The following is a 13,690-nucleotide window of genomic DNA, read 5'->3' on the forward strand; positions in this document are numbered from 1 at the left end:
CTACATCATCCGACTCGAACCGCCGGCGCACCAGAGCAGAAGGTCATCGACGCCGATCGGCGTCTCCCCGGCGGACCAGCCACTTCGATGCCTCGGCCGGCACCAGAACGGCGACCGCGAGCAGCGAGCACACCGCCCACTCGTTCCAGGACAGTGGTTCGGTCGCGAACGCCGATGACAGGAACGGCACGTGGACGACCGCCACCTGAGCCGCCACGGTCACCGCCGCCGCCAACCAGAGCAGACGGTTCGTGAACAGACCCACGACGAAGCTGACGCTGTCGGAGCGCGAGCAGAACGCGTTGACCACCTGTGCGAGGACCACGGTGGTGAACGCCATCGTTCGTGCGGTCTCGATGTCGCCGGAGCCACCCAACCAGCCGCCGGCCAATCGGAGGTCGAGCGCCACCAGCCCGACGATCGCCGTCGACGTACCGATCACCGCGATCGACCGGATCATCGACCGGTCGATGATCCGGGCCCCGACCGCGCGTGGCGGCTCCGACATCACGTCCTCGACCGCGGGGTCGACGCCCAGCGCCAGCGCCAGCGCACCGTCGGTCACGAGGTTGATCCACAGGATCTGCGTCGCGAGCAGTGGGACGGCGAGTCCCCCCTGGTCGAGGCCGAGCTGCGTCGCGAGCACCACGCCGAGGAAGACCACGAGCACCTCACCGGTGTTCGATGCGAGCAGGTATCGGAGGAACTTGCGGATGTCGGAGAAGATCTCCCGCCCTTCCCGCACCGCACCGAGGATCGTGGCGAAATCGTCGTCGGCCAGGATCATGTCGGCGGCCTCTTTCGACACCTCGGTGCCGTTGATGCCCATCGCGACGCCGATGTCCGCCTGCTTCAGCGCCGGGGCGTCGTTCACGCCGTCGCCCGTCATCGCCGTCACGTGACCGTGGCGCTGCAGGCTGCGGACGATGCGCAGCTTGTGCTCGGGGTCGACCCGGGCGTAGACGTCGACCTCGGTGACGACCGTCGAGAGCCGCTCGTCGTCCATCGCGTCGAGTTCGACCCCGGTGACGACCGACCCGGTCCCGCCGGCGCTGTCGCCGAGTCCGAGTTGACCGCCGATGCTCGACGCCGTGCGCGGGTGGTCGCCCGTGATCATCACGACGCGGATGCCGCCGGCGTGCGCCTGGCGGATCGCCTCGAGCGCCTCGGCCCGTGGCGGGTCGGCGATCCCGACGACCCCGAGCAGGATCAGTTCCGACTCCGATGGCGTCGGGTCCGCCTCGTCGCCGTCGACGGGGCGATACGCGACCGCCAGCGGCCGCAACGCTTCGTCGGCGAGCGCATCGACCGCCGCAGCGATCTCCTCGCGTCGTTGCGAGTCCAGCGGCTGCACGACACCCGCGACCCGTTCGGCGACACACCGGTCGACCAACACGTCGGGCGCCCCCTTCGTGAACATGACGAGCCGCGACGCGGCGTCGAGGAACTCACCGGCTTCACCGTCGTTCACGGTCGACATCAACTTGCGGTCGGCGTCGAACGGGATCTCGCCGACACGGCGTGGATCGCTGCGTGGATCGGTCGTCTCCAGCTTCTGTTCGGCGACGAGCAGGGCGATCTCGGTCGGGTCGCCCCGCACCTCCCACGTGCCGTCCGGTGCCAGATGGAGGGACGCGTCGTTGGCGATGCTGCCGGCGCGGAGGACGGCGACGACCTCGTCGTGCACCTGATGTGGGACGTCGCCGCCGTCCGCGCCGACGAGCCGCCCGATCGGTACATAGCCGACCCCGGTCAGCTGCACCCGACCGCCGGGCACGACCACGGCGACGACCGACATCTCGTTCCGCGTGAGCGTGCCGGTCTTGTCGGTGCAGATCACCGACGCCGCTCCCAGCGTCTCCACCGAGGACAACTGCTTGACGATCGCCCGCTGGCCCGCCATCCGTTGCACGCCGAGGGCCAGCACGATCGTGAGGATCGCCGGGAGGCCCTCGGGTACCGCAGCGACGGCCAGGGAGACACCGACCAGGGTCGCATCGACGTAGTCGCGGAACGACGTGACCTCGGAGGTCAGCATGATCGTGGCGACGACGATCGCCGCGAGCACCACGACGACGAGGCCGAGCATCTTGCCGAGCCAGTCGATCTGCACCTCGAGTGGTGTCGGTTCGGTGTCGGCCGCATCGATCAGGGAGGCGACTCGCCCGAGTTCCGACCGCATGCCCGTCGCGACGACGATCCCGATCCCACGGCCCGATGCCACGGCGGTCCCCTGGTAGGCCATGTCGGTGCGGTCGGCGAGCACGGTGTCGGCAGGCAGCGGTTCGGCCGATTTGGCGACCGGCGTGCTCTCACCGGTGAGCGGCGCCTCGGCGATCACCAACGACGCCGTCTCGATCAGTCGACAGTCAGCGCCGACCGCATCGCCCTGGGCCAGCACCAGGAGGTCACCCGGCACCAACTCGGTCCGCGACACCACCTGCGTCCGACCGTCACGGATGACCGTCGCATGGATGCCGGCGAGACGACGCAGTGCGGCGACGGCGCGGACGGCCCGTTCCTCCTGCCACGCCCCGATCGCAGCGTTGGCGACCACGATCGCGGCGATGACGATCGCTTCGATCGGGACGCCGTCCGCGCCGTCCACCGCCCAAGCCAGGGTGGAGATGCCGATCGCGGCGACCAGCAGTCCGACCAGCGGGTCGACGAACTGGCGCGCGACACGCCGCCAGATCGGCACCGGCGCCGACGAGTCGAGTTCGTTCGGGCCGACGGCCGACAACCGTTCGACGGCCGACTCGCTCGACAAGCCGCCGGCCGTGTCGGTCTCGAACGTCGCCGCGACCGACGCGGCAGGCTCCGCCCAGACTTCGAGCGAGCGGGCGGTTCCCGGTCGGTCGTCCATCGATGCCCATCTGACCCGATGCGGGGCTCGCTGTCCAGGGCCGTTCGGCCGTCGTGTCCGAGCCGGCGCCAACCGCCGAGCGATTTGACCAACGGCCCTGGCGCCGCCCGGATCATCGGTGCACGATCGAGGCATGAGTGAGCGTTGGATCGTCGGAACGGACGGCTCTGACCAGTCGCTGGCTGCGCTCCGGTGGGCCGTCCGACAGTCATCCGGCCGGCAGGTTCGGATCGAGTCGGTCCACGCCGAATCGAGCACCGTCGGCGACCGGCTCATGAGGGCCGTCAGGCGTCTGTGGCGTCGGGGTGCCCACGAGCCCGACGGGTACCGGGCCGACCGCGACGTGCTCGACGTGTCGGCCGACGGCCCGGCAGGTCCCGCTCTCGTCCGGGCGGCATCAGGGGCGGCGCTCCTGGTGACGGGGCGGCACGGAGCCGGGGGCGGATGGCGGAACGCCCTCGGTTCGGTGAGCCGCTACTGCGTCACCCATGCGACGACGCCCACCGTCGTGGTGCCTCCCGGCGTGTCCGACGTTCCGGTCGGCCGGATCGTCGTGGGCTTCGACGGGAGCGCCAACTCCCGTGCCGCGCTCGCGTGGGCGCTGCACTTCGCCGGAGCCGGGGTCGACGTCAGCGCACTGATCGCGATCGAGATCGCACCGTGGCTGCAGGAGGACATCGTGCACGTCAGGTTGAGCGACGAGCTGGAGGCCGAGCGCGAACGACTGCTCGGCCTGCTGGCCGCCGCCGACCCCGACGGACGCGCCCGTCCCGACGTGGTGGTCCGGGGAGCGAAGCCGGCCCTGGCGCGCTCGGCCGAATCGGCCGATCTCGTGGTCGTCGGTGCCCGGGGCACCGGTCTCCTGTCGGGTATGGGATCCGTGAGCACCTGGTTGCTCGAGGCCTCACCGTGCCCGATCGCCGTCGTGCCGCACCCGGCCGGGAACTGAGCCGCCTCAGAGCTGGTGCCGGACCGGGAAGCGCACCGGGATGGTGCGCGGACCCCTGACCTGCCCACCCGCCCAGGTGACCTTCGACGCGTCGACGACGTCGAACTCCGGGATCAGTTGCAGGAACTCCTCGATCGCGACGTTCATCTCCATCCGGGCGAGGTTCGACCCCAGACAGCGGTGGATCCCGGCACCGAACGCGACGTGCCGGTTCACGGCCCGGTCGATGATGACCTCCTCGGGATCGTCGAACACGGCGGGGTCACGGTTGGCTGCGGGGAACGTGAGCATCACCCGCTCCCCGGCTTTGACCTCACGATCACCCAAGGTCGTGTCCTCGGTGGCGATGCGCGCCATCGTCACCGGCGAGTAGGCCCGGAGGAACTCCTCGACCGCGGTGGGGATCAGTTCGGGTTCGGCGACGAGGCGTCGGCGGTCCTCGGGGTGCGTGGCGAGGTGCCAGAGGGCCGAGCCGATGGAACTCCACGTCGTGTCAATGCCGGCGATCAGCATGAGCCCGACGTTGCCGCGTATGACGTGCATCCCGACCGGGCGCCCGTCGATCTCGGCACCGAGCAGGAACGAGATGAGGTCGTCGCCGGGATGCTCCATGCGGTCCTTGATCTCACCGACGAAGAAGTTCCGGATGATCTCGGCGTAGTGCTCGCGGACGTCGTCGTCCTGCAACCCGAGTTCGAGCACACCCTGCACCCAGGTGGTGAACTCGTCGGCCATCTCCGGGTCGATGCCGAGGATCGCCGCGATGATCCGCGGCGGGATCTGGCGCGCGTACTGCTCGGCGAGATCGGCCTCGCCGTCTTCGACGAACTCGAGGATCAGCCGCCGACACAGCTCTTGCGTGTGCTCCCGGTAACGCTCGACCGACTTCGGCGAGAAGAACGGCAGCATGAGGCGACGTTCGGGTGTGTGATCGGGTGGGTCGGTGGTGATGACCGACCGCAACCGGTTGCCGTCGTCGTCGTAGACGGTCGGCGTCGGCGCGACGGTCACCGAGAACGACGACCAGTGATCGACGTCATTGGCGACCCCACGCACCCCTTCGAACGTGGTCGGCATGTAGGTGACGTCGCGTCGCTCGGTGCGCGCGAACGGGCAGCCCCGGTCACGCAGGTCCTTCCAGACCGGGTACGGATCCCTGACGAACGCGTCATCGAAGATCTCGAAGTCCTCGGCCCAATCGTCGACCGGGTCGGTCACACTCATCCCCCACCACCCCCATGGTGTCGGACCCCTACGGGCCACCGACCGCGAAGTTAGCGGCGGGTCACCCCGAGGTCGCTGTCGGAGCGCGTCTCGCGACGATCGACCGCTCTGGTCACACGGTCGTGACCGGCCGCTCGGAGCGGGACCGGTTCGCTGTGGAAAGTGCCGCAGAGATGCGGTCGGCGAACTTGGCGAGCACCGGCCCGGCCAGCGCCGTCGTCAGCACGTAGCAGGCCACGAGCGCTCCGAGTTCGTTGCCGTCGGCGAGCGTCACGCCGAGCGCGGCGATGACGATCGAGAACTCGCCTCGGGCGACGAGGGTCGCTCCGGCCCGGATCCGGCCACCGCGGCTGACACCGAGGCGTCGGGCCGCATACCAGCCGGACCCGAACTTGGTGAACGTCGTCACGACCGCGAGCACGACGGCGGGGACGATGACCGACGTGAGGTCGGCCGGGTCGACCTGGAACGAGAAGAAGACGAAGAACACTGCGGCGAAGAGGTCGCGGAGCGGGGCGATCAGCTCGGACGCCCGATGCTCGGCACGCCCCGACAGGGCGAGTCCGACGAGGAACGCCCCGATCGCTCCCGACACCTCGAGGCGCTGGGCGATGCCGGCGACGAGCAGGATCACGCCGAAGATCGCGAGCAGGAACGACTCGTCGCTGCCGCCGGCGAGCATGTTGCTGAGCCGAGGGCCGAACGTCAGCGCCACGACCATGATCACGGCGACCACACCGAGCGCCACGAACACGCTCGTGATCGTGGCCAGCAGCGTGCCACCCACGATCAACGCCGCGACGACCGGCAGGTACACGGCCATCGCCAGGTCTTCGATGACGAGGAGGTTGAGGACGGCCGGTGTCTCACGGAAACCCAGACGGCCCAGGTCGCTGAGCACCTTCGACACGACACCGGACGACGAGATCCAGGTGGCACCACCGAGCAGCACCGCCGCGAGCGGCGACCAGCCGAGCAGCAAGCCCATCGCGAACCCGGGCAGCGCGTTGAGGACCATGTCGACGACGCCGGACGACCACCCGGTCCGGAGGCCGTCGCGCAGTTCGGTGTCGGAGTACTCGAGGCCGAGCGCGAACAGCAGCAGCAGGACGCCGATCTCCGCCATGAGCGCGACGAACGACTCGCTCACGTCGAGCTGCACCAGTCCACCCTCGCCGAACGCGAGACCGGCGACCAGGTAGAGCGGTACCGCCGTCATGCCGATCCGGCCGGCGAGCCGGGCGAGCAACGACAGTCCGAACACGATCGCCCCGACCTCGACGAACGCGAGTGCGACCTCGGTACTGCCCGCGGCCAGCATGCCCATCTGCACCTATCCGGTCATCAAGCCGCGCAGCAGGGCGAGGCCATCGGTGGTCCCGACGGCCACGACGGTGTCACCCGTGTCGAACCGGTAGTCGGGTGTCGGTGCCGGGACGGTGGTGTCGCCGCGGACGACCGCCACGATTGAGGCGCCGGTCCTGGTCCGGTAGGTGCCGTCCTGGATGGTGGCTCCGACGGCCGACGACGTGTCCGGCAGCTGGATCCACTCGATCGCGAGTCCGTCGATCTCGTGCTGCACGGCCCCGACCGCCTCCACGACCTGACTGGATCCGAGCAGTTCGCCGAGGATCCGGGTGTCGGACGATGTCAGATCGAGCATCGGCGAACACGCGTCGGGGTCCTCGGAGTCGTACACGACGATCTCGCGTCGGCCCGAGCGGTGCACGATCACCCCGACCCGATCACCGTCTTCGGTGACGAAGTCGTGGCGGACACCGACACCGGGGAGTTTGGTCTCATACACCTCGGCCATGGCGACATTCTTCCACCCGCGGCCCCGATCCCCACCTCCCGGCTGCGATGGGCCCTCGACCGGTGCCGTAGTCTGGCGGCCGTGACGATCGATGCGATCCGCGATCTGGACGCCCGAGTCGCCTCCGCCCACGGGCGCTACGCGGCCGCACGACCACGCAGCGCGACGATGGACGCGAGGTCACGGCGGGTGCTCCCTGGTGGCAACACCCGCTCGGTCCTCGACTTCGCACCGTTCCCGTTCCGGGTCGTGTCGGCGGCGGGTGGCGAACTCGTCGACGTCGACGGCCATCGCTACGTCGACCTCTGCGGCAACTACACCGCCGGGTTGCTCGGGCACTCGCCCACAGCGGTCCGGGATGCCGTGGTGGCAGCACTCGATCGCGGTTGGGCGCTGGGCGCGGTCCACGAAGCCGAGGTCGACCTGGCCGAGCTCGTCTGCGACCGATTCCCCACGATCGAGCAGGTTCGCTTCACCAACTCCGGCACCGAGGCCAATCTGATGGCGATCGGCACCGCGCTCCACCACACCGGACGTCGAGGGGTCGGCGTGTTCGACCGCGCCTATCACGGCGGGGTGCTCGGTTTCGGCAGCGATGTGGCCGGGCCCCACCATCCCCTCAACGTGCCCCACCCGTTCCACGTGGCACCGTTCGACGACGTCGACGGACTCGACGACCTGTTCGCCGACGACGACCTCGGTTGCGTGCTCGTCGAAGCGGTCCAGGGATCGGGTGGCTGTCGGCCGGCGAGCAGCGCGTTCCTCCACGAACTGCGCCGACGCTGCGACGACCACGGTGTCGTGCTCGTGTTCGACGAGGTGATGACGTCCCGGCTCGCTCCCGGCGGCGCTCAGGAGCGGTTCGGGGTCCGGGCCGACATGACGACCCTGGGCAAGTATCTCGGTGGCGGCTTCACGTTCGGGGCGTTCGGCGGACGGCGCGACATCATGTCGGCGTTCGATCCGAGCGCCGGCGGCGCGCTGACGCAGGCGGGCACGTTCAACAACAACGTCGCATCGATGTCGGCCGCGGTCGCGACGTTGCGTCACGAGCTCACCGCCGACCGGATCGTCACCGTCAACGAACGGGGCGACCGGCTTCGGTCCGACCTGCACGCTGCGCTCGACACGCCACGCCTGTGGGTCACCGGGCTCGGCTCGATGAACAGTTTCCACGCCGACGACGACCGAGTGCTCGACCTGCTGTTCCACCACCTGCTCGCGGACGGCCTCTACATGGCGCGACGCGGCTTCATGGCCCTGTCGATGGAGATCACCGACGAGCACTGTGAGCGGCTGGTCTCGTCGACGCGACGCTTCGTCGATTCGCTCACCGCGTGACCGAAAGGCCCTGGCGCATCGGCCCGACGCCCGCGATGATGTCGACATGGGGAGCCAGATGGCCGAGACCCAATTGTCCGAACGCGAGTGCTGGGAGCACCTCCGGAACGAAGCGTACGGCCGCCTCGCGGTCGTCGGCGAAGACGGGCCCGTCATCTTCCCGATCAACGCGATCGTCGACCACGGATCCGTGGTGTTCCGGACCGCTGCCGGCGCCAAGCTCACAGCGATGCGGGCCGACCCACGGGTGGCGTTCGAGGTCGACGGCTGGAACACCACCGACGGTGTCGCCTGGAGTGTCCTGGTGACCGGACTCGCCCGTGAGGTCGTCGGGATGCTCGAGGGTGCCGACGTCACCGAACTCGGCGTGACGCCGTGGCAGTCGGGCCCGAAGCCGACGTACATCCGGATCGTCACCGCATCGATCACGGGCCGCACCTTTCGGCGCTCCGATCGCACGAACTGACTTCGGTCCGGGTCGATGGACCCTGGTCCCGAGCCGAGCGAGGCGGTTGAGTGGACGTATGAGCACTCCGGGCACCGTGTACCTGACCGAAGCAGAATGCTGGACGCTGCTGCATCGGCACGTCGTGGCGCGGCTGGCGGTCGACATCGCAGGTCGACCCGACATCTTCCCGATCAACTACGTCGTGGACGACGGCACGATCGTGTTCCGCAGCGGCGCCGGCACGAAGCTCGCCGGAGCGGTCCTCGGACGGCACGTCGCCATCGAGATCGACGGCCTCGAGATCGACGGCTCGGTCTGGAGTGTCGTCGTGAAGGGCATCGCCCACGAGGTGACCGAGATGACCGAACGGTTCGAGATCGACGAACTGCCGCTGTACCCCTGGGTGGCCTCGCAGAAGCCGAACTTCGTCAGGATCGAGCCCCACCTGACCACCGGCCGGCGGTTCCACGTCGTCGAGCGGGACCCGGTGAAGGAGTACGAGCTCGGGCTCCGAGCCGACGAAGCCGACCAGGCCGACGGGGCCGACCAGGCCGACCGGGCCGAAGAGCTCGAGCATCACGGCGAGCACCACCCCGGCGCCCCTCGCCTCCGCCCGGGCTGAGCGACGACCTCCGACACCGATCGCTAGGTTGCACCAGCATGCAGGCACCGAACGCACCGGCCGACGTCCTCGAACACATCGGCCCCAACACGCAGATCGTCACCCCGCTCGCCAACGGCGAACCGACCGCGGTGATCGACGCGATCGAAGCTGCCGCCGACGGGCTCGACGGGGTTCGGATCCATCAGATGCACGCGCTGCACGATCGCCCGTACCTTCGGGGCGAGTTCGGCGACCGCCTCCGGCACATCTCCTACTTCCTGTCGCACGTCACGAGACCGTATTTCGCTGCTGGTTCGGTCGGCCTGGTTCCGGCCCACTTCTCCGAGGTGTACCAGATCATGAAGTCGCGGATGGACGACCCGCTGGTCGTCGCCGCGGCGGCCCCGCCCGACCGACACGGCTATTTCTCGCTCGGGGTGTCGGCCGACTACACGTCGAGTTTCCTCGGGCGCGCTCGCTTCTTCCTCGAGGTCACCGAGCACATGCCGCGCACGTTCGGACGCAACCAGCTCCACGTGAGCCAGGTCGAAGGGTGGTGTCGATCCGACCGACCCCTCGTCACCGTGCCGCCCGCCGCCGCAACCGAGATCGACGACACGATCGCCGGGCTGGTCGCCGAGCGGATCCCGAACGGCGCCACGATCCAGACCGGCATCGGCGCGATCCCCAATGCGATCATGGCCGCGCTGCGCGATCACCGCGACCTCGGGGTGCACACCGAGCTGCTGTCCGATGGGGTCGTCGACCTGATCGAGCACGGCGTCGTGAACGGCGTCAAGAAGAACCTCAACCGGACCAAGACCGTCGGCACGTTCGCGCTGGGCACCGAACGGCTGCACGAGTTCCTCGCCGACAATCCGGCGGTCGAGCTGTGGCCCGTTCGGTACGTCAACAACCCCGCCATGATCGGCCGCGAGCGGGACTTCGTATCGATCAACGCCACGCTCTCCGTCGACTTCCTCGGACAGTGCGCGTCGGAGACGATCGACGGCAGCTACTACTCGTCGTCGGGCGGGCAGAACGACTTCGCCCGCGGGGCGATGAACTCGGAGGGCGGACAGGGTTTCGTCGTGCTCCACTCGACAACGAGTTCCGGTCGGAGCCGCATCGTGCCGCGCCTCGCCCCCGGAGACGTCGTCACCACACCCAAGAACACGGTCGACAAGGTGGTCACCGAGTTCGGGGTCGCCGAGCTCCGCGGCCACTCGATTCGCGAACGCACCAGGGCGCTGATCGAGATCGCCCATCCCGACCATCGGGCCGAACTCAGCGAGCAGGCCCATCGGATGAACTACCTCTGACACTCGGATCCCTCGCTCGGGACAGCGTCAGATCAGTACGGCACGCTCCACGTGAGGACTGCGCCCGCCCCGTCGCCCGGCGTCAGGGTGCACTCACCACCGAGCGCCGCAGCGCGAGCTTGCATGTTGATCAGTCCGTTGCCGCCGGTCGGCCGCCCGAGGTGCTCGGGAGGCCCGACGCCGTCGTCGACGACCCGCATGACGACGCGGTCACCGTCGACCGCGACGGTCACGTCGGCCTTGCCGGCGTCCGCATGCCGGGCCACGTTGCCGAGCGCTTCGCGCATCGACGCCACCATCTCGACGCTCATCTCGTCGCTGAGCACCGACTCGACCGGACCGTTGAGCCGAAGCGTCGGGGTGAATCCGAGCACCCGGTTCGCCTGCGCGACGACGTCGGCGAGGTCTTGCCCGAGCGCTCCCCGGTGCGCACTGTTGCCGAGCGTGAACACGATCGTGCGTACTTCGGTGATCACGCGGTCGATCTCGTCGATCACCGAATCGAGCCCGGCGCTGGTCGACGGATCGGCGCCGGCGCCGATCGCCTGCACCGTCAGCCCGGTCCCGTACAGCCGTTGCAGCACGACATCGTGCAGGTCGCGTCCGATCCGTTCACGCTCGTCGAGCAGGGCCAGCTGCTGTGTCGCCGCGACGAGACGTTTGGCGTCGCGTCGCCGTTCGGTGACGTCGCGGACGGTCGCGACCACGTAGGTGTCGTCGTCGTCGTCGAACGGGCTGAGCGCGATCTCGACCGGGACCTCGACGCCGTCGAGTCGCTCCAGCGACAGCTCGAGTCCGCTCCCCATCGGTCGGGTGGAGGGCGCCGAGAAGTACGAGTTCCGGAGTCGATGGTGGTGCCCCCGTACGCCGGACGGGACCAGGGCGTCGACGTTCGACCCGACCAATGTGCCGTCGCATCCCGCCAACGCACGAGCGGCCGCGTTGTCGTAGACGATCGTGCCGTCCTTCGAGACGACGAGCACGCCGTCGGGTGAGAACTCGACGGCGTGGGATGCCCACCGGCTGACGACATTCGGCACATCTGAAGACACGATCGAACGGTACCTCACGTCTCCTGGGCCGAAGGTCCCTTGCGCCGACACCTATCGAAGTGCTCGACTCGTGTGATGACCTCCCCGATCACCGTCTTCCTGATGGACGACCACGAAGTCGTCCGTCAGGGCGTTCGCGCCCTGCTCGAGTCGTCCGGCGAGATCGACGTGGTCGGCGAGGCCTCGAACGCCGGCGAAGCACTGGCGCGGATCCCGGCGGTGCAACCCGACGTCGCCGTGCTCGACGTTCGTGTGCCCGACGGGAACGGGATCGAGGTGTGCCGCGATGTCCGGAGCGCTCACGGCACGAAGTGTCTGATCCTCACCTCCTACAGCGACGACGAGGCCCTGTTCGAGGCGATCATGGCGGGGGCTTCGGGGTACGTGCTCAAGCAGGTACGCGGCTCGGAGTTGATCTCCGCGGTGAAGCGGGTGGCGGCGGGAGAGTCGCTGCTCGACCCGTCGGTCACCGGCAAGGTGCTGCAACGCCTCCGCGAACCGGCCCCGGTCGACGATCGGTTGCAGTCGCTGACACCTCAGGAGCGCCGGATCCTCCATCTGATCGCGGACGGCATGACCAATCGGCAGATCGCCGGCGAGATGTTCCTCGCCGAGAAGACGATCAAGAACTACGTGTCGAACCTCCTGTCGAAGCTGGGCATGCAGCGCCGGACCGAAGCGGCCGTGTTCGCGACCAAGCTCGAACTCTCCGGCCAGTCCATCGACCCCGAAGACTGACACCGCCGGCGCGACCTTCGTGCCGAGCAGTTCGATCGAGTGCTGCATCGCCTCGGTCTCGAGTGCGGCAGAACTCATCTTGAAAGTGAGACGCGAGATGCCACCGAGCACGTCGTCGGTGGCGAGGATCTCGTCGGCAACCGTCGGTGGGCTGCCGATCGGGAACGCACCGTGCAGGCTGCACATCGCGTCGACCTGCGCTCGCGATCCGGGCGCGAACCCTCGTTCTCGGCCGAAATCGGAGTCACCGATCGGGGTTGAGGATGTCACGCTCGAATCAGGGTTGAGTGGGTCTCGATGGTGGTACACCGGCACCGCACGCCGGAACCACCCGCGCGCATGACGACCGAGGAGCCCACCATGTGCAGAGTGCTCGCCTACACCGGGCCGGAAGTCTCGTGCGAGAGCTTGCTCCTGGCGCCGGAGAACAGTCTGATCAACCAGGCCTTGGATCCGGAGATGCATCCGCTCCTGCAGTTGGCGGGATGGGGTTTCGGCGCCTGGAGCGAACATCTGCTCAAGTCGGGGGAACCGTTGCGGTACCGGCGTCCGATGGCGGCGTTCTACGACGACAACGCCGAGGGCATCATTCCGAGCCTGCAGGCGAGCACGATGCTCGCCCACGTGCGAGCCGCCGCGTACGACGCCGGCACGGTGCTCGCCGACGAGAACTGCCATCCGTTCTCGTTCCGCGGGACACCCTTCATCATGGCGCAGAACGGATCGCTCCCCCAGTGGCAGTTGCTCCAGCGTGAACTGCTGGCGCATTGCAGGGACGAGCACCTCGAACAGATGCGAGGCACGACCGACACCGAGTTCCTGTACGTCCTGCTCCTCTCGCTCCTCGACGGAGACAGCGACGACGAGGTGCAACGCGGCTTCGAGGAGATGCTGCGCGTCGTCCGCGCCGCGATGCGGGAACTCGGGCTCGCCGCACTGACCAAGCTGAAGGTGGCGCTCGTCGCGCGGGATCGCATCATCGGGGTCAACTACGGCCTCGGCCACCAGGGTGAGGCCCACCCTGTCGGCGACTGGCGCGAGCTGCGCCACGCCGAGTCGGGCACCGACGACCACGCGCTGTCGATGCTCCTCGAACCGATGTACGTGATGACGGGACGGAACTTCGAGGAGTACGAGCAGTCCTACGACGTCGACGTGACACCGCCCGACGAGGCGACCTCGGCGATCTTCGCCTCCGAACCGCTGACCGAGGACACCGACGACTGGTCGGAGGTCGACTTCGGTCAGATGGTGGTGCTCGAACGCGTCGGCGGCGGCATCTCGAAACGGATCATCGACCTGGACACCTGAGATCCGACCCGGTCGGCCG

The 13,690-nt window shown here is 68.7% G+C and carries 12 protein-coding genes; 7 read left to right on the forward strand and 5 right to left on the reverse strand.

Annotated features, from left to right (window positions below; all coding sequences use genetic code 11):
* Positions 1 to 43: 43 nt before the first annotated feature.
* Entirely contained in the window at positions 44 to 2,866 is a 2,823-nt protein-coding gene (locus R8G01_06785; protein MDW3213680.1) for a cation-translocating P-type ATPase, read from the reverse strand.
* Between the two features lie 133 nt (positions 2,867 to 2,999).
* On the opposite strand from R8G01_06785, the gene R8G01_06790 reads away from it, so the two are divergent.
* Positions 3,000 to 3,815, forward strand: coding sequence for a universal stress protein (locus tag R8G01_06790; protein MDW3213681.1), 816 nt, complete (start codon positions 3,000 to 3,002; stop codon positions 3,813 to 3,815).
* 6 nt (positions 3,816 to 3,821) lie between these two features.
* On the opposite strand, the gene R8G01_06795 is transcribed toward R8G01_06790, so the two are convergent.
* The 3 genes from R8G01_06795 to R8G01_06805 all read right to left on the reverse strand — a co-directional run bounded on the left by R8G01_06795 (position 3,822) and on the right by R8G01_06805 (position 6,855).
* The gene (locus tag R8G01_06795; protein ID MDW3213682.1) at positions 3,822 to 5,039 is read right to left on the reverse strand and encodes a cytochrome P450; all 1,218 of its coding nucleotides are present in this window, start codon (positions 5,037 to 5,039) and stop codon (positions 3,822 to 3,824) included.
* A gap of 112 nt (positions 5,040 to 5,151) precedes the next feature.
* Entirely contained in the window at positions 5,152 to 6,366 is a 1,215-nt protein-coding gene (locus tag R8G01_06800; protein ID MDW3213683.1) for a cation:proton antiporter, read from the reverse strand.
* Between the two features lie 6 nt (positions 6,367 to 6,372).
* Positions 6,373 to 6,855, reverse strand: coding sequence for a cation:proton antiporter regulatory subunit (locus R8G01_06805; protein ID MDW3213684.1), 483 nt, complete (start codon positions 6,853 to 6,855; stop codon positions 6,373 to 6,375).
* Positions 6,856 to 6,936: 81 nt separating this feature from the next.
* On the opposite strand from R8G01_06805, the gene R8G01_06810 reads away from it, so the two are divergent.
* Genes R8G01_06810 through R8G01_06825 form a run of 4 tightly spaced genes read left to right on the forward strand, consistent with a single transcriptional unit; the run spans position 6,937 to position 10,570 of the window.
* Positions 6,937 to 8,196, forward strand: coding sequence for an aminotransferase class III-fold pyridoxal phosphate-dependent enzyme (locus R8G01_06810; protein ID MDW3213685.1), 1,260 nt, complete (start codon positions 6,937 to 6,939; stop codon positions 8,194 to 8,196).
* 46 nt (positions 8,197 to 8,242) lie between these two features.
* Complete coding sequence (locus R8G01_06815) at positions 8,243 to 8,662, forward strand: pyridoxamine 5'-phosphate oxidase family protein (protein MDW3213686.1); 420 nt, start codon at positions 8,243 to 8,245, stop codon at positions 8,660 to 8,662.
* 58 nt (positions 8,663 to 8,720) lie between these two features.
* Positions 8,721 to 9,266: a pyridoxamine 5'-phosphate oxidase family protein gene (locus R8G01_06820; protein ID MDW3213687.1), complete on the forward strand. Its 546-nt coding sequence runs from the start codon at positions 8,721 to 8,723 to the stop codon at positions 9,264 to 9,266.
* Positions 9,267 to 9,304: 38 nt separating this feature from the next.
* The gene (locus tag R8G01_06825; protein ID MDW3213688.1) at positions 9,305 to 10,570 is read left to right on the forward strand and encodes an acetyl-CoA hydrolase/transferase C-terminal domain-containing protein; all 1,266 of its coding nucleotides are present in this window, start codon (positions 9,305 to 9,307) and stop codon (positions 10,568 to 10,570) included.
* Between the two features lie 32 nt (positions 10,571 to 10,602).
* Here the strand turns inward: R8G01_06825 and R8G01_06830 are convergent, their stop codons facing one another.
* Positions 10,603 to 11,622 carry a PAS domain S-box protein gene (locus tag R8G01_06830; protein MDW3213689.1) on the reverse strand — a complete coding sequence of 340 codons (1,020 nt, stop codon included), beginning with the start codon at positions 11,620 to 11,622 and terminating at the stop codon, positions 10,603 to 10,605.
* A 75-nt stretch (positions 11,623 to 11,697) separates the two neighbouring features.
* Between R8G01_06830 and R8G01_06835 the strand changes: the two genes are divergently transcribed.
* Together R8G01_06835 and R8G01_06840 are read left to right on the forward strand one after the other, a co-directional pair.
* A complete protein-coding gene (locus tag R8G01_06835; GenBank protein MDW3213690.1) occupies positions 11,698 to 12,360 on the forward strand; it encodes a response regulator transcription factor in 663 nt (220 codons plus the stop codon).
* 360 nt (positions 12,361 to 12,720) lie between these two features.
* On the forward strand, positions 12,721 to 13,671 hold the full coding sequence (locus tag R8G01_06840) for a class II glutamine amidotransferase (GenBank protein MDW3213691.1): 951 nt from the start codon (positions 12,721 to 12,723) through the stop codon (positions 13,669 to 13,671).
* The last annotated feature ends 19 nt before the right edge of the window (positions 13,672 to 13,690 follow it).

The organism is Ilumatobacteraceae bacterium (assembly GCA_033344875.1).
GTDB lineage: Bacteria > Actinomycetota > Acidimicrobiia > Acidimicrobiales > Ilumatobacteraceae > Ilumatobacter.